We start from the raw sequence: 15720 nt of genomic DNA, 5'->3' as shown, positions 1-15720 counted from the left end.
ACTGACGACGAGACCCTATGGCCACTCCCAGCGCTAGCTCTTATAACGCCGACGCCATCGAAGTCCTCTCGGGCCTCGACCCGGTGCGCAAACGCCCCGGCATGTACACCGACACCAGTCGGCCGAACCACCTCGCCCAGGAAGTCATCGACAACAGTGTCGACGAAGCCCTGGCCGGCCATGCCAAATCGGTGCAGGTCATTCTGCACGCCGATCACTCGCTGGAAGTCAGCGACGACGGTCGCGGCATGCCGGTCGACATTCACCCGGAAGAGGGTGTGTCGGGTGTCGAGCTGATCCTCACCAAGCTGCATGCGGGCGGCAAGTTTTCCAACAAGAACTACCAGTTCTCCGGCGGTCTGCACGGGGTGGGTATTTCCGTGGTCAACGCCTTGTCGACCGAAGTCCGGGTGCGCGTGAAGCGTGACGGCAACGAATACCAGATGACCTTCAAGGATGGCTTCAAGGCCACCGAGCTGGAAATCGTCGGCACCGTCGGCAAGCGCAACACCGGCACCAGCGTGTACTTCGCGCCGGATCCGAAATACTTCGATTCACCGAAATTCTCCATCAGCCGCCTCAAGCACGTGCTCAAGGCCAAGGCTGTGCTGTGCCCGGGGCTGCTGGTCAGCTTCGAAGACAAGGGCACCGGCGAGAAAGTCGAATGGCATTACGAAGACGGCCTGCGCTCCTATCTGGTGGACGCGGTCAGCGAATTCGAACGCCTGCCGGACGAGCCATTCTGCGGCAGCCTCGCCGGTAATAAAGAAGCGGTGGATTGGGCGCTGCTGTGGCTGCCGGAAGGTGGCGACGCGGTGCAGGAAAGCTACGTCAACCTGATCCCGACGGCGCAGGGCGGGACCCACGTCAACGGTTTGCGTCAGGGCCTGCTCGACGCGATGCGCGAGTTCTGCGAATTCCGCAGCCTGCTGCCGCGCGGCGTGAAGCTGGCGCCGGAAGACGTCTGGGAGCGCATCGCTTTCGTGCTGTCGATGAAGATGCAGGAACCGCAATTCTCCGGCCAGACCAAAGAGCGTCTGTCGTCCCGTGAAGCGGCGGCATTCGTTTCCGGCGTCGTGAAAGATGCATTCAGCCTGTGGCTCAACGCCAACCCGGAAACCGGTCTGGCGCTGGCCGAACTGGCGATCAACAACGCCGGTCGCCGCCTCAAGGCAAGCAAAAAGGTCGAGCGCAAGCGCGTCACCCAAGGCCCTGCGTTGCCGGGCAAACTGGCTGACTGCGCCGGACAGGATCCGATGCGTTCCGAGCTGTTCCTGGTCGAAGGTGATTCCGCCGGTGGTTCCGCCAAGCAAGCGCGGGACAAGGAATTCCAGGCGATCCTGCCGTTGCGCGGCAAGATCCTCAACACCTGGGAAGTCGATGGCAGCGAAGTGCTGGCCAGCCAGGAAGTGCACAACATCGCCGTGGCCATCGGGGTCGATCCGGGTGCGGCAGACATGAGTCAGCTGCGCTACGGCAAAATCTGCATCCTCGCCGACGCCGACTCCGACGGTCTGCACATCGCCACGCTGCTGTGCGCGTTGTTCGTCCAGCATTTCCGCCCGCTGGTGGACGCCGGTCACGTCTACGTGGCGATGCCGCCGCTGTACCGCATCGATCTCGGCAAAGAGATCTACTACGCCCTCGACGAAGCCGAGCGCGACGGGATTCTCGATCGTCTGGTGGCCGAGAAGAAACGCGGCAAACCGCAGGTCACCCGATTCAAAGGTCTGGGTGAAATGAACCCGCCGCAACTGCGTGAAACCACCATGGACCCGAACACCCGGCGCCTGGTGCAGTTGACGCTGGGCGATGATTTTGCCGAAACCTCGGAAATGATGGACATGTTGCTGGCGAAGAAACGCGCCGGTGACCGCAAAACCTGGCTCGAATCCAAGGGCAACCTTGCCGAGGTGCTGGCCTGATGCGGTTTGGCTGGGCCTTGGCGGGTGCATTGCTGCTGAGTGCGATGGGCGTGTCGGCGGAGCCGCTGCAGGAGTTGCGCGTGCTCTCCGAACAGCCGGTCGAAGGCATGCGTGGCGGCAACCTGTCGGGACTGGCCATGTGTGGCAGCGAGTTGTGGACGGTGTCGGACCGCGATGACGATCAGATCTATCGGCTCAATACCGCCGGTCAGGTCTGGCAGGCCGAGGCCTTGCACATCGACGTGCCGCTGGTGCCGGAGACCGGTTTGCCGTGGGGATTGCGCTCGCGCAATTGGGCCGCGTCGTTCGTGCGCGGTGGCGACCTCGATTTCGAAGGCATCAGCTGCGACAGCGCCGGCAATCGCTACATTGTCAGCGAGGGCCACGCGGCGGTCTTGCAGGTGCCCGTCAGCGGCCCGGTCAACTGGCTGAAGATTTCGCCGATGATGGTTCGCGAAGCGCGGGCCAGTGGCATGCTCCTGCATTTCAATGCGATCTTCGAAGGTCTGGCGATCAACCCGGCGGGCGATCAGATGTGGCTGGCCGGCGAACGGCAAAACCGCGGCTTGCTGCTGATCAAGCGTCAGCAGACGGTGTGGGATTGCGACGGTCGTTGCGTGCTGCTCAGCGAGGGCGGCAAGGAGATGCAGCCGCCGCAGTTCCCGCACGCCAAAGCGGTCGACCGCGACTTTTCCGACCTTTCGTTGTTCAACGGCAAATTGTTTACCCTTGAACGCAACGCCTTCCAGATTTGTCGGCGCGACGCGCAGACTGCCAAGGTCGAGCGCTGCTGGTCGTACGCCGCTGAACTGTTGCAGGCCAACCGCCGTTACGCGCAGAACTTCGGGTTGGAAGAAGCATTGATCGTTGACGCTGAGGGTGCGTGGGTCGGCGTCGACAATAATTTCGGCCCCCGCGCCGACGGTGAGGTTCGGCCGATCGTCTGGCGCTTCGCCGCGCCTGAAGGTGGCTGGAGCGCCAAACCGTGAGTCAGCAACCGCCGGGCAAGCGCGCCGGCCGGGTGTTGATGATTCTGGCCTGGTGCGCGGGGTTGTTTCTGGCCACGCGGTTTTTCGGCCAGTGGGAAGAACGTCAGCAGAATCCGAACGTGGTGGTCACGTCCGAGCAGCATGGCGGCGTGATCGAAGTGAAGCTGGCCGGCAACGCCCAAGGGCATTTTGTCGCCAGCGGCCAGATCAACGGTGAGCCGGTGGAGTTCATGCTCGACACCGGCGCGACCGATGTGGCGATCCCGGCGGATCTGGCCAAACGGTTAAAGCTGGAAGAAGGTTTCGGCGTGACCCTGAGCACGGCCAACGGCCTGAGCCAAGGCTACCGGACAAAGATCGACCGCCTGCAACTGGGCGACATCGTGCTGCGGGACGTCCGCGCGCTGGTGGCGCCAGGTCTGCATGGCGATCAGGTGCTGCTCGGCATGAGCGCCCTGAACAAACTTGAATTTACCCAGCGCGGCGGCACCATGCTGCTGCGCCAGACAACGAACCGATGAGGCCCGCATGAGCGACATCCTTGCAGACAGCTTAGACGGCGTAGAACGCCGATCGCTGGCTGACTTCACCGAAAATGCCTACCTCAACTACTCCATGTACGTGATCATGGACCGTGCTCTGCCGCATATCGGCGACGGCCTGAAACCGGTACAGCGGCGCATCATTTATGCGATGAGCGAGCTGGGGCTGGACGCCGATTCCAAGCACAAGAAATCGGCGCGTACCGTCGGTGACGTGCTCGGCAAGTTCCACCCGCACGGCGATTCGGCGTGCTACGAAGCGATGGTGCTGATGGCCCAGCCGTTCAGCTATCGCTACACGCTGGTCGACGGCCAGGGCAACTGGGGTGCGCCGGACGATCCGAAGTCCTTCGCCGCCATGCGTTACACCGAAGCACGCCTGTCGCGCTATTCCGAAGTGCTGCTCAGCGAGCTGGGCCAGGGCACCGCTGACTGGGGCCCGAACTTCGACGGTACCTTGCAGGAACCACTGGTGTTGCCGGCACGTTTGCCGAACATCCTGCTCAACGGCACCACCGGCATCGCTGTCGGTATGGCCACCGACGTGCCGCCGCACAATCTGCGCGAAGTCGCCACTGCCTGCGTGCGCTTGCTCGATGAGCCGAAAGCCACGGTCGAACAGCTCTGCGAACACATTCAAGGCCCGGACTATCCGACCGAAGCGGAAATCATCACCCCGCGTGCCGACCTGCTGAAAATGTACGAAACCGGCAAGGGCTCGGTGCGCATGCGCGCCGTGTACCACGTCGAGGACGGCGACATCATCGTCACCGCGCTGCCGCACCAGGTCTCCGGGGCCAAAGTGCTGGAGCAGATCGCCGCGCTGATGCAGGCCAAACCGTCGAAAGCACCGCAGATCGCTGACCTGCGTGATGAATCCGACCACGAAAACCCGTGTCGCATCGTGATCATTCCGGTCAACAGTCGCGTCGATCACGAAGCGTTGATGCAGCACCTGTTCGCCAGCACCGAGCTGGAATCGACCTACCGGGTCAACGTCAACATCATCGGTCTGGATGGCAAGCCGCAGCTGAAGAACCTGCGTGCATTGCTGGTTGAATGGCTGGAATTCCGCGTGCTGACCGTGCGCCGCCGTCTGCAATTCCGCCTCGACAAGGTCGAGCGTCGCCTGCACCTGTTGGACGGTTTGCTGATCGCCTACCTCAACCTGGATGAAGTGATCCACATCATCCGCACCGAGGAGCACCCGAAAGCCAAGCTGATCGAGCGATTTGCCCTCAGCGAGATCCAGGCCGACTACATCCTCGACACCCGCCTGCGACAGTTGGCGCGTCTGGAAGAGATGAAGCTGCGCGACGAGCAGGACGAACTGCTCAAGGAACAGGCCAAGCTGCAAGCCCTGCTGGGCAGCGAAGCCAAGCTGAAGAAGCTGGTGCGCACCGAGCTGCTCAAAGACGCTGAAACCTACGGCGATGACCGTCGTTCGCCGATCGTCGAACGTGCTGAAGCGAAAGCGCTGACCGAACACGATCTGCTGCCGAACGAGAAAGTTACCGTCGTGCTGTCGGAAAAAGGCTGGATCCGTTCGGCCAAAGGCCATGACATCGATGCCACCGGCCTGTCGTACAAGGCGGGTGACGGCTTCAAGACCTCGGCGGCGGGGCGTTCCAACCAGTCTGCCGTGGTGATTGATTCCACTGGCCGCAGCTATTCGGTCGCCGCCCACACCTTGCCGTCGGCGCGTGGCCAGGGCGAACCGTTGACCGGCCGTCTGACCCCGCCACCGGGTGCGACCTTCGAGTGCGTGCTGATGCCGGAAGACGATGCGCTGTACGTGATCGCCTCCGACGCCGGTTACGGTTTCGTGGTCAGGGGCGAAGACCTGCAAGCCAAGAACAAGGCCGGTAAAGCCCTGTTGAGCTTGCCGAACAACGCCAAGGTGATCGCGCCGCGTCCGGTGACTGATCGCGAGAATGACTTGCTTGCCGCCGTGACAAGCGAGGGGCGGATGCTGGTCTTCAATATCAGCGATTTGCCGCAGCTGGCGAAGGGCAAGGGCAACAAGATCATCGGTGTACCGGGTGACCGTGTCGCCAGCCGTGAAGAGTTTGTCACGGACATTGCTGTGATTCCCGCGGGTGCAACCTTGATCCTGCAAGCAGGCAAACGTCCGTATAAACTGAAAGCTGAAGACCTCGAACACTACAAAGGTGAGCGTGGACGGCGTGGCAACAAGCTTCCACGTGGCTTCCAGCGGGTCGATGCACTGCTCGTCGAAAACCTCAATTAGGCGAAAACGCCCATCTAGAGGCGTCGATCTACGATTTAACGCGTAGATCGACGCTTTGGCGCTGGAGTCGGAACGCATATTCACGGATGATATGGCCTTTCCAAGCGCCGGCGTGGCCGAGCGTTCTTCATATTTATTGAGTATTTTCACTGTGGTCAGCCTTGTGGCGGCCACCTGGACGGGATGATGACTGCTCTGCGCCCCCTTATTTTCCTGCTCGCCGGCGTTTTGGGCCTGGCGGGTTGCAGCGTTCACCAGCCGGTGTCGCTGTATCAGCTGGACAGCGGAAGTCCGGCTCAGCCTGCGCAAAGCACAGGCATGGCGGTTTTGTTGGGTCCGGTAGTCATTGCTGATTACCTGCAACGTGAAACTTTGCTGCAACGTCAACCGGACGGCAGCCTGCAAGCCTCGACCGACGGTCGCTGGGCGGGCAGCCTTTCGTCGGATATCGATCAACTGCTGATGCGTCAGGTGGCCGGTCATCTGGACAGCCAGCGTGTGGTATTGGCACCCGCCACTCTGGGATTTGCCCCGGATGTGCAGGTATTGCTGACCATCACGCGTCTGGACTCCGGTGAGAAGCAACCGGCGATCCTCGATGCACAATGGCGTCTGATCGACCGTCGTGGTCAGGTGCGCGACAACCGCATCGTTCATCTGCAGGAGCTGCATGCCGGCACCACGGCTTCGCAGGTGCAGGCTCAAGGCATTCTGCTGCAGCGTCTGGCCGAGCAGTTGTCGGTGGCGCTCAAGCCACTGGCCAACCAGCCTCCGGTGGCCGAGGCACCGCGTAAGGCGGCGCCAAAACCGGCAGCGCCGGCGGCGGATGCAGAGAAGCAGCCGAAGATCCCGATGGCTTCGCCGATTCGCACGGATATGGAAGTGTTCCGCTTCTGAGTGTGGTTTGAGTCAAAACAAAGCCCGCCTTGTGCGGGCTTTGTTGTATCTCCCTCACCCTAGCCCTCTCCCGGAGGGAGAGGGGACTGACCGAGGTGTTATGCGTCATACGTCCACCTGGAAGATGTTGGCTATTGTGGATTCGGTAGAGCAGGGGCAGGTCGGTGTAACTCTGGAATATCCCCCAATGAGTCCCCTCTCCCTCCGGGAGAGGGCTAGGGTGAGGGGCTTTTCAATCGCCCACAAAAAAGCCCGCAGACAATCACTTGTCTGCGGGCTTCTGTGCATCTGGCCTAAGGCTTACGCCCGACGTTCATGCATCCGCGCCAGTTGTCGCTCAAGCATCGACGGATAAGGCTCCATCAACCGCTCGACACAGCAGGCCCCCTCAGGGCTGGCGATCGGGCGGATCCGCGCACGCTGACGAATCAGCGCATCGTCTCCGATTTTGCGCTCGACCAGCAGCAGGTTGCGACTATGTTGCGACAGGGCCAGGGCATCCTGAGCCGAATCGGTCAGCAGCAGGTCGATCTGGCTCAGGCCGAACAACTCGTCGCCCAGGGTCAGGCCCAGTTGCAATTGCAGGGTGATGCCGCTGTCGGCGACTTCGATCTGCAACTGATGGCCCAGCGCCCGCAGCAACTCGCCGCAGCAGATGGCGTTGGTCAGGTAGTCGTCACCGCTGTCTTCGGTGTGGAACAGCATCAGTGTGCTGCCATCGTTCAGGGTTTCGATTTCGCCCTGATACAGCGAAGCGGCCTGATCGAGACAATCGCGATAGCGCTCCAGCAACTCTTCCAGGCGGGCACGCGGCAGGCGCCGCAGTTGCTCTTGCGAACCCAGCTGGATCGCCAGCACCGCGCTGTGCTGCGGCACGCTTGGTGTCGCTTTACGCGGCGCCGGAACAGCTTCGGTCAGCGACTCGTCGCGCAGATCGGCAAACGGGTCTTCGTCGTCATCATCGTCTTCAACGGTGCTGACCATGTGGCGCGGCGCAGGCTTTTGCGCGGCCATCGGGCGGGTTTCGTCAAAGCTCGGGTCACGCAGGTTGCGCACTTCGAACTCTGGCTCATCCTCTTCCTCGAACTCGGGTTCCGGCTCTGGCTCAGGTTCAGGTTCAGGCGCAGGCTCCGGAGCGTAGTTGGCGTGCAGCTGACGCGCCAGATCGCCGATTTCGTCCTGACGATCTATGCCCGGCGTGTGTTCGTCGATGCGCCGCAGCCAGACGCGCAATTGCAGCAACGGCGTCGACAGATAGCGACCCATGCGCAGGCTTAGGGCCAGCGACAGCGCCAACAGAATCGCACTGAGAATGCCCATGCTTTGCAGGCTGATGGTCATCGGCTGCTGGAACTGATCCATGTCCAGGCTGATGCGCAGTTGCCCGGCAGTCACGTCCTGGAAGGTGATCTTGCTCTCGTACATGCCCTCGGCTTCGCCCAGCAGGCTGTGCTTGGGGCGCTGACCGGATTCGGCGAGGATGCGGTTGTCCACGCTATAGATAGCGGCGTGTGCCACCAGCTTGTTCTTGGTCAGGTTGTTGAGCAGCACGTTGAGGCTGAGGATGTCGTTGGACACCAACAGTTCAGTGGCAGAGGTGGCGGTCTGCGTGGTCAGGCTTTCGCCCAGCGCATCGGCCTGCTCGTGCATGGCCTGCTTGAACTGCAAGCCCATCACCCCGGCATAGATCACCAGGGCCAGAGCGACCAGGATCACGTTATGGCTGGCAATGCGCAATGCAATCGGTACACGGCGATGGCGCAGTGCACGGAAGATCAGCAGGAAGAAGTTATCGGTTTTAACTGGCGTGGGCCGGTTCACTGAGCTCGGCTCTTTTGTCCGTGAAGTTGACGCGCAGTATAGCGACAGGCCCTAGACCGGCAAAGCGCTCGCGGTGCCCGATGGTCACTGAAAGTGGGTAGAATGCGGTTTTTTTCCAGTTGCGGGGGTGCGCGTTGCGCGAAATCGTCCTGATTAACATCACGGGAGTCGACCGTCCGGGTCTGACTGCGGCCATTACCGGCGTTCTGGCCCAGGGTGGTGTGAACATTCTCGACATTGGTCAGGCGGTGATCCACGACACCCTGTCGTTCGGCATCCTGGTCGAGATTCCCGACTCCGAGCAAGGCAAAGCCGTGCTCAAGGACATCCTGTTCAAGGGCTACGAGCTCGACCAGCAGGTGCGCTTCACCCCGGTGTCCGAAGAGGATTACCAGCAATGGGTGGGCAATCAGGGCAAGAAACGCCACATCGTCACCCTGTTGACCCGCAAAGTGACCGCCGGCCAATTGCAGGCGGTCAGCTCGATCACCGCCAAATATGGCCTGAACATCGACCATATCGACCGTCTGTCGGGTCGCATGCCGCTGGACACTCCGGCGGACAAGGGCAAGGGCTGCATCGAGTTCTCCGTGCGTGGTGAAGCGGCTGATCCGCAGGCGCTGCGTGCCGAATTCCTCAGCGTTGCGCAGGAGCTGAACGTCGACATCGCCTTCCAGGAAGATTCGCTGTTCCGCCGCAACCGGCGTCTGGCGGTGTTCGACATGGACTCCACGCTGATCGAAGCCGAAGTCATCGACGAACTGGCCAAGGCCGCCGGTGTCGGCGAGCAAGTCTCGGCCATCACCGAGCGCGCGATGGCCGGCGAACTGGACTTCCGCGCCAGCTTCAAGGAGCGTCTGGCGTTGCTCAAAGGTCTGGATGTCAGCGTGCTGGACTCGATCGGCGCTTCGCTGCGCCTGACCGAAGGCGCGGAAACCCTGTTCGCCGAACTCAAGCGCCTGGGCTACAAGACCGCGATCCTGTCCGGCGGCTTCACGTACTTCGCCAAGCAGTTGCAGGCCAAACTCGGCATCGACTACGTGTTCGCCAACGAACTGGAAGTGGTCGACGGCAAGTGCACCGGCGTGGCCATCGAGCCGATCGTCGATGCGCAGCGTAAAGCGGATCTGCTGAAGGAACTGGCGCACAAGGAAGGCTTGCGTCTGGAGCAGACCATCGCTGTGGGCGACGGCGCGAATGACCTGCCAATGCTGGCGATTGCCGGGCTGGGTGTGGCGTTCCGCGCCAAGCCGCTGGTCAAACAGTCGGCGAAGCAGGCGATTTCCACCCTTGGGCTGGATGGCGTGCTGTATCTGCTGGGCTTCCGCGATCGCGACGGGCAGCTCTGACATCTCTATCGTCTGACTGGCCTCTTCGCGAGCAGGCTCGCTCCCACAGTTGAAATGCATTCCAGTGTGGGAGCGAGCCTGCTCGCGAAGGTAGCGCCGCCGATCCATCGGCGGGTACTTAAAGCGACTTCCACAACGAATCGAAATCCTCCTCGCCCCCGCCATTCTGCGCGGCTTCCAGCGAGCGATAGGCAAACTGATTGAAACTGTGCGTACTCGCCACCCGTCGATCCAGCCCGGCGCGGTGTTCTTCGCCGTGGGTGTTGATCAGCACTTTATTGCCTTCCTGAAACGGCAGGCGCGGGGCGAGCAAGGTCGCGGGCAAGTCGATGGCGCTGATCTCCGGTAGCAGCAGACCGCGCAAGTACTGACTGTGATCATCTCGCGAGCGCACCAGTTGCAAACCGCAGGGTTCGGCGTGTGGCGCCACCAGTTCTATGCCCATTTGCGGCCCGCTGCCGCGCACCTGACGAATCCAGCGCACCACCGCAATGCTCCAGCCCTGATTCGCACTGTCCTGAATTCCGAGCATTTCCCCGGCCTGCAATTCGGCGGGTACTTCGCTCGGCCACGCCAGACAATAGCCGCCGGGACTGTGGTTGATCACCGGCAAGCTGTAGGTCGGGTAGTGCGGAGGGCTGTCCGCGTTGCTCTCGTCTTCGCCCAGATGGTCGTACTGGATTTCTTCGTACGGCAGCAACTCTTCAGTCGCGCCCTGCGGTGCGGCGTCGAAGGCCTGGCTCCAGCTGTCCTTTTCGCCCTGGACTACCACGCGGCTGAAGTTCGCCGCGCGGGTGCCGGGATGTTTGAGCAGTTCGCTGAAGCTGCGTTCGCCGCCCAGGTAAAAGTGCAGGGCGCTCATGCCGACACAAACAGTCAGGTTGCCTTGACCGGCGGTGCGCTGAAAACTGCGCTCGGCGGCCTGACCCCAACTGGCGTGCACATGTTGCAGGGTGTCGAGGCTCAGTCCTGCCGGGATCGGCAGCGGCGTCGACGTCTCCTGCTGCAGTAAATGCGCTTCGACCACGTTCACCAGCGGTTGCGGATCGAAGCCCAGCAGTGCGCCCTGTTGTTCTTTGCGAAACATGCTGCGGTAGCGCGGGCCGGCGTCCAGTTCAGCGCTGATGGCGAACAGTCCATCCTGCGGACTGCCGGGATGCAATTTGAGTAGGGCACTCCACGGCTCCAGCACTTCGGCCAGCCGGGCGATCTGGTTCTGCCGCAATTGATTGCAACGGGCGCTGCCCAGCAGCAGGGCGGCGATGTAGGTCTGTTCCAGGCTCAGTTCGCTGCTCAGGCTCGCCAGATCGTCATGTACCCGGCGCTGTTGCAACTGCAAGGCGCAAGCGCAGCGATACAACTGATGCAGCTCGAACCACAGATGTTCCGGCGGCGGACTGTACAGCTGCGTCGCCCGCAGCAGTTGCCCCTTGAGCGCATGCGCGGCCCGTTGCAGGGCCTGACTGACCAGCGCCGCACGATCCTTGAGATACTTGGGGACAATGCGCAGAACAATCTGCTTGTAGCCAATGGCCAGATGACTTTGCAGCGCCTGACACAGGTTGCTGATCTTGCGCGAGCGGTCATCGAGCATGATTGCCTGATGCAGGAAGTGCCGCTCCAGATGCTGGCAGACGAAGTAAACCTCGGGGCGCAGTAACTCCAGCAGTTGCAGGCGATTGTCACTGGGGGTGAGCAATTGGTTGAGTTCGCCCAGGCTTTGGTACAACTGGCGGGCAGTTTCACCGATGTTGGCCTTGGGCAGGCCGGCGATCCAGCGCTTGAGATCGCGCGGGGTGGCTTCGCAGAACGACAGGCGCGTTTGCGTCGGGATCGGGGCGCGCAGGGAGGGTTGGGGGCGTGACTCACTCATGCCGTGACTGGCTCCAGCGGCGAAATTGGCAACACCAAGAACTCTAGCAGCTGTGGTTTGTTTCGCCGGATGGCGTCAGGCTTTTTGACCGCTGGTCTACTGGCCGGATGCCATTCAACAAGCCCTACTAGTCTCTCAGACGTGCGATCGGAAACGCACGGTTGCACGGCCTGCCGTCAACCTCGGGCAGGTCTCCCGAAACTTCAAGGAGATGAGGTTCATGTCTAAATATGCAGTGGCAAATCAATGGGGCGGTAGTTCGGCACCGTGGCATCCGGGTGGAACCTGGGTGCTGGGCGGGCGGGACAACCAGCAAGTCGTCGCCATCGAGATCAAGTCGGGCGATGGCGGCAAAAGCTTCACCGGCACCATGACTTACGCCGGCGAAGGCCCGATTGGCTTCAAGGCGCAGCGCACCGGTCAGAATCAATACAACGTCGAGAACCAGTGGGGTGGCAATGATGCCCCATGGCATCCGGGCGGCAAGTGGGTGATCGGTGGCCGGGACAATCAGAACGTTGTCGCGTTGAGCGTCACTTCCAGCGATGGAGGGAAAAACCTCAGTGGCACCAATACCTACGCCAACGAAGGGCCGATCGGCTTCCGTGGGCAGATAGAGTAACGGCGCCTCCCAGGTCGTGTCCGCCCCTTCACAGACGTGTGAAAGGGCGGATCAGCCGGCTCAGGCCGTCGGCAGGGCCAGGGCCTGGCCCATTTGTACTGGCGAACCCGCCACCAGTTCTTCAGCCCATTTCACTTGATCCGGGCCAAACAGCACGATCGCCGTCGAACCCAGTTTGAAGCGCCCCAGTTCCGCACCTTTTTCCAGATGAATCGGCGCACGGGCGGCTTCGTCGTAGCGGAAGGTTTTCAGTTCGCGCTTCGGTGGGGTGACCAGACCGGCCCACACGGTTTCGATCGAAGCGACGATCATCGCGCCGACCAGCACCACGGCCATCGGCCCGCGTTCGGTGTCGAAAATGCATGCTACACGCTCGTTGCGGGCGAACAGCTCCGGAACGTTTTCCGCGGTGGTCTGGTTGACCGAGAAGATCCGGCCCGGGATGTAGACCATTTCGCGCAGGGTGCCGGCCAGCGGCATGTGCACGCGGTGATAATCCTTCGGCGACAGGTAAATGGTGGCGAAGTCGCCGCCCATGAACGGCGCGGCATTCGCCGTGTCACCGCCCAGCAGTTCCAGCACGCTGAAGCTGTGGCCCTTGGCCTGGAACACCCGACCGTGTTCGATCGGGCCGAGCTGGCTGACCGCACCGTCGGCCGGGCTGAGGATCGCGCCCGGGGTCTGATCCAGTGGCCGCGCGCCGTCTTTCAGGGCTCGGGTGAAGAACGCGTTGAAGTGCTCATAGGCGGTCAGGTCTTCGACCAGCGCTTGCGACATGTCCACCTGATAACGCTTGGCGAACCACTGGGTGAAGGCATTCTTGAACCAGCGCACGCGGCACTCGGCAACGCAGCCGGCCAGGCGCGACAGCAGGTGATGAGGCAGCAGGTACTGGCTGAGGATAAACAGACGCTCTTTCATTAGTTGTCCTTAGAACCTTGAATCTCGACAGGCGTGTCAGGGTGGTTGCCCCATTCGCCCCAGGAACCGGCGTAGCCCTTGACCCGCGGATAACCGAGGGACTTGGCCACCAGATAAGTGAAGCCCGACCGGTGATGGGTCTGGCAGTGGGTAATGATTTCTTTGTCCTTGGTGATCCCGAGGTCTTCGAGGATCTGCGGCATGTCCGTGCGAATCCGCAGCTGACGCGCCTTGTCCATGCCGGCGGTCCACTCGAAGTTCACGGCGCCGGGGATGTGCCCACCCTTGGCGGCCAGGACTTTCTCACCGGAATATTCCAGCGGCCCGCGTGCGTCCCAGATCGCCAGATCGGCGGCGCCGAGACGGCTTTGCAGGTATTCGCGGGTTGCCGTCGGCTCGTCGTGCAGGGTCAGCGCCACCGGGCCGCCGACCGCAGGCGGCACCTGGATCGACATCGGCATGCCGGCTTCCAGCCACGCCGGCAGACCGCCGTCGAGGTAGTGGTATTTGTCGTGACCGATCACGTCGAGCAGCCAGATGAAACGCCCGGCCCAGCCACCGCCCTCGTCGTCATAGACCACGTAGACCGCGTCTGGACGATGGCCCAACTCACCGAACAACGCCTCCAGATCGGCTTTGGCCGGCAGCAGCCCCGGCGCCGGCGGCTGGCCGAGCTGGGTGCGCTTGGGGTCGACAAAACGTGCGCCGGGCAGATGGCCCTCGGTATAGCGGGCGGCACTGGTCAGGTCCACCAGAATCAGTTCGCTGGCATCCAGCCGAGGGAGCAGGTCGCTCGGTTCGATGACGAGCGGCAAGCCAGAGAAGTCAGACATGTGAGGTCTCCAGAGCACAAAGGGGGGGATTGTAGCGCAGCCTCATCGACCACGGCTGCTAAAGCTGTGCAGGGCCTTTTCGATGCACTGTGCGGTTTTGCCAAAGGCTTGCACGCTGATGTCGGCGAACGGCCCACCGCCCTGGTCGGCGACGACGATCATGATCACCCGGCCGTTATTGACCAGCGAACGCAGGAACAGATGCTCGCCACGGAACAGCGCACGCAGGCCCGGCGGCAACAATGCGGAAAATTGTGCGTTGTTCTCGGGGGTGATCCGCACCTGCGCCTGTTGGGCGAGCAGGCGCTGCAAGACTTTGCTCTGACTGACGACAAAATTCAGCGCGGCGGCTTCCTTCGGCAAACCGAAGGTCTGGTTCACCCGCAGATTCGATTGCGTGCGGTCGGCCATCAGAATCATCACCCGGCGCATGCCGCTGGCGACCAGCGCATCACGGGCGGCGACGGTCAGGCTCATGGCATTGGTGAAGCGGCTCGGATCGGCCAGCAGTTCGGCGCATTGCCGGCGCCATTGAGTCAGATCCTCGGCATTCGGCGCCGCCGCCGGCAGCATCCCGGCCGGCAAGCGATGGGTGCCCCATGGCCATAATAATGAAACGGCCGGGTGCCACAGATCGGGCATGGCATGCTGGCGCGCGCTGTTGGCGGCTTGCTGGTGCAACTGCTGCTGCACTTCGTCCATCGAGATTTGCAGATAAAGGCTGGTCAGGTACTGCCAGCGCTCGCTGTGCGGACTGTCCCAGGCCTGTTGTGCCGACAGCGCCAGGCCGTTGGCCAGCAACACGGTGTTGGCCGGTTGGTTGAGCCAGCGGCGCAGGGTCGGATCGTCGTCGAGGCGATTCTGCTGGCGCAACGGATGTTCGCTGTCGCGGGCGATGCGCAGAACTTTCACCAGTTCGCGCTGTTCGCTGAGCAGCAGCTTATAGCCCTGCTGCACCCAGATCGGCAGGTGCCAGACCTGGACCAGCGCTTCGGCGATCTTCAGCAGGCGCACGCCAAACAGTTGCTTCTCGACCGTGCGCGCCGATTCGCCCTTGTGGATAACCCGCAGCTCCCACTCTTCGAGCAATTCGGGAAACGTCAGCGCCAGCGGCCATAACGGCGACAGAAACAACAGGCTGCCCCAGTGAATGTCCTGCCACAGGCGCGCCAGGCGACTGGCAAAAAAACCGTTGGCCTGTTGTGTCGCGTGCTGGCTGATCATCTGCAGTTGGCGCAAGGCCTTGGGGATCTGCATCTGCGGTTCGACGGGCAGACGTGCGAGCAATTCTTCGGTACGCGCCAGGCCCAGACGGTTGATCGCCACCTCGAGATTTTCCGCCGGAGCGGCCATGGTGCCGTGGGTGTGACGATTTGCCTCACGGATGATGCTCAAGGCCAGCGCCGGACTGTCCTGCATCAGGTCGGCGATATCGCGCAGCGAGCTGCGGTTGTCACGGATCGCCCGGCAAACCTTGTCGTGCGCCTCTTGCGGCACGGGCAGGCGCACGCCATCGAGCAGTTTGACCCAGCCCTCGAGCGTGGTCGGTTTTGCGTGTGGGACGTTCGTTTCATTAGCCATGTCTGGACGAGATCTTCACTGACTGTAGACGCGCCCGGCATGGGCTAAATTGGCTTTTCGCCTGAACTGGCTATAGTCTGGCGCAGTTTTGCCGATAAGTAGAAGAAGAGATTTTT

12 protein-coding genes are annotated in these 15720 nt (G+C 62.0%); 7 read left to right on the top strand and 5 right to left on the bottom strand.

All coding sequences use genetic code 11. The annotated features are described in order from the left end of the window. Positions 1-17: 17 nt before the first annotated feature. From parE to HDC30_RS14450, 5 genes are all read left to right on the top strand, one after another. Positions 18-1925 (top strand): DNA topoisomerase IV subunit B, encoded by a 1908-nt coding sequence (parE, locus tag HDC30_RS14470; protein ID WP_007967400.1) that lies wholly within the window; start codon positions 18-20, stop codon positions 1923-1925. After that, the gene (locus HDC30_RS14465; RefSeq protein ID WP_183783716.1) at positions 1925-2914 is read left to right on the top strand and encodes an esterase-like activity of phytase family protein; all 990 of its coding nucleotides are present in this window, start codon (positions 1925-1927) and stop codon (positions 2912-2914) included. Before parE ends, HDC30_RS14465 begins: the two co-directional genes overlap by 1 nt. Next, positions 2911-3435, top strand: a complete 525-nt coding sequence (locus HDC30_RS14460; RefSeq protein ID WP_027611396.1) for a TIGR02281 family clan AA aspartic protease — start codon at positions 2911-2913, stop codon at positions 3433-3435. Before HDC30_RS14465 ends, HDC30_RS14460 begins: the two co-directional genes overlap by 4 nt. Before the next feature lie 7 nt (positions 3436-3442). Beyond that, on the top strand, positions 3443-5707 hold the full coding sequence (gene parC, locus HDC30_RS14455) for a DNA topoisomerase IV subunit A (RefSeq protein WP_183783714.1): 2265 nt from the start codon (positions 3443-3445) through the stop codon (positions 5705-5707). A 186-nt stretch (positions 5708-5893) separates the two neighbouring features. Next, positions 5894-6604, top strand: coding sequence for a membrane integrity-associated transporter subunit PqiC (locus tag HDC30_RS14450; protein ID WP_095138104.1), 711 nt, complete (start codon positions 5894-5896; stop codon positions 6602-6604). Positions 6605-6904: 300 nt separating this feature from the next. Here HDC30_RS14450 and HDC30_RS14445 read toward each other — a convergent pair whose 3' ends face one another. Next, entirely contained in the window at positions 6905-8425 is a 1521-nt protein-coding gene (locus tag HDC30_RS14445; protein WP_183783712.1) for an AhpA/YtjB family protein, read from the bottom strand. Between the two features lie 134 nt (positions 8426-8559). Here HDC30_RS14445 and serB point away from each other — a divergent pair, with 134 nt between their 5' ends. Beyond that, positions 8560-9774 (top strand): phosphoserine phosphatase SerB, encoded by a 1215-nt coding sequence (gene serB, locus HDC30_RS14440; RefSeq protein ID WP_007967407.1) that lies wholly within the window; start codon positions 8560-8562, stop codon positions 9772-9774. A gap of 118 nt (positions 9775-9892) precedes the next feature. Here serB and HDC30_RS14435 read toward each other — a convergent pair whose 3' ends face one another. Beyond that, positions 9893-11647 carry a molecular chaperone gene (locus tag HDC30_RS14435; protein ID WP_183783710.1) on the bottom strand — a complete coding sequence of 585 codons (1755 nt, stop codon included), beginning with the start codon at positions 11645-11647 and terminating at the stop codon, positions 9893-9895. A 220-nt stretch (positions 11648-11867) separates the two neighbouring features. On the opposite strand from HDC30_RS14435, the gene HDC30_RS14430 reads away from it, so the two are divergent. Beyond that, on the top strand, positions 11868-12269 hold the full coding sequence (locus HDC30_RS14430) for a hypothetical protein (protein WP_027611401.1): 402 nt from the start codon (positions 11868-11870) through the stop codon (positions 12267-12269). Positions 12270-12329: 60 nt separating this feature from the next. Here the strand turns inward: HDC30_RS14430 and asd are convergent, their stop codons facing one another. The 3 genes from asd to HDC30_RS14415 are packed head-to-tail and all read right to left on the bottom strand — an operon-like array spanning position 12330 to position 15604. Beyond that, positions 12330-13190: an archaetidylserine decarboxylase gene (gene asd / locus HDC30_RS14425; RefSeq protein WP_027611402.1), complete on the bottom strand. Its 861-nt coding sequence runs from the start codon at positions 13188-13190 to the stop codon at positions 12330-12332. After that, positions 13190-14023: a thiosulfate sulfurtransferase gene (rhdA, locus tag HDC30_RS14420; RefSeq protein WP_098966921.1), complete on the bottom strand. Its 834-nt coding sequence runs from the start codon at positions 14021-14023 to the stop codon at positions 13190-13192. The genes asd and rhdA overlap by 1 nt, the downstream gene beginning before the upstream one ends. Before the next feature lie 42 nt (positions 14024-14065). After that, positions 14066-15604 (bottom strand): HDOD domain-containing protein, encoded by a 1539-nt coding sequence (locus tag HDC30_RS14415; protein WP_183783708.1) that lies wholly within the window; start codon positions 15602-15604, stop codon positions 14066-14068. Positions 15605-15720: the final 116 nt, after the last annotated feature.

This window comes from Pseudomonas sp. JAI115 (assembly GCF_014200835.1).
Taxonomy (GTDB): Bacteria; Pseudomonadota; Gammaproteobacteria; order Pseudomonadales; family Pseudomonadaceae; genus Aquipseudomonas; species Aquipseudomonas putida_A.
This window is presented reverse-complemented; position numbering and strand designations above follow the sequence as displayed.

Coding starts and splice junctions, on each gene's coding strand:
- parE (WP_007967400.1), top strand. CDS start 18: ATGGCCACTCCCAGCGCTAGCTCTTATAACGCCGACGCCATCGAAGTC.
- HDC30_RS14465 (WP_183783716.1), top strand. CDS start 1,925: ATGCGGTTTGGCTGGGCCTTGGCGGGTGCATTGCTGCTGAGTGCGATG.
- parC (WP_183783714.1), top strand. CDS start 3,443: ATGAGCGACATCCTTGCAGACAGCTTAGACGGCGTAGAACGCCGATCG.
- HDC30_RS14450 (WP_095138104.1), top strand. CDS start 5,894: ATGACTGCTCTGCGCCCCCTTATTTTCCTGCTCGCCGGCGTTTTGGGC.
- HDC30_RS14435 (WP_183783710.1), bottom strand. CDS start 11,647: ATGAGTGAGTCACGCCCCCAACCCTCCCTGCGCGCCCCGATCCCGACG.
- HDC30_RS14430 (WP_027611401.1), top strand. CDS start 11,868: ATGTCTAAATATGCAGTGGCAAATCAATGGGGCGGTAGTTCGGCACCG.
- asd (WP_027611402.1), bottom strand. CDS start 13,190: ATGAAAGAGCGTCTGTTTATCCTCAGCCAGTACCTGCTGCCTCATCAC.
- rhdA (WP_098966921.1), bottom strand. CDS start 14,023: ATGTCTGACTTCTCTGGCTTGCCGCTCGTCATCGAACCGAGCGACCTG.
- HDC30_RS14415 (WP_183783708.1), bottom strand. CDS start 15,604: ATGGCTAATGAAACGAACGTCCCACACGCAAAACCGACCACGCTCGAG.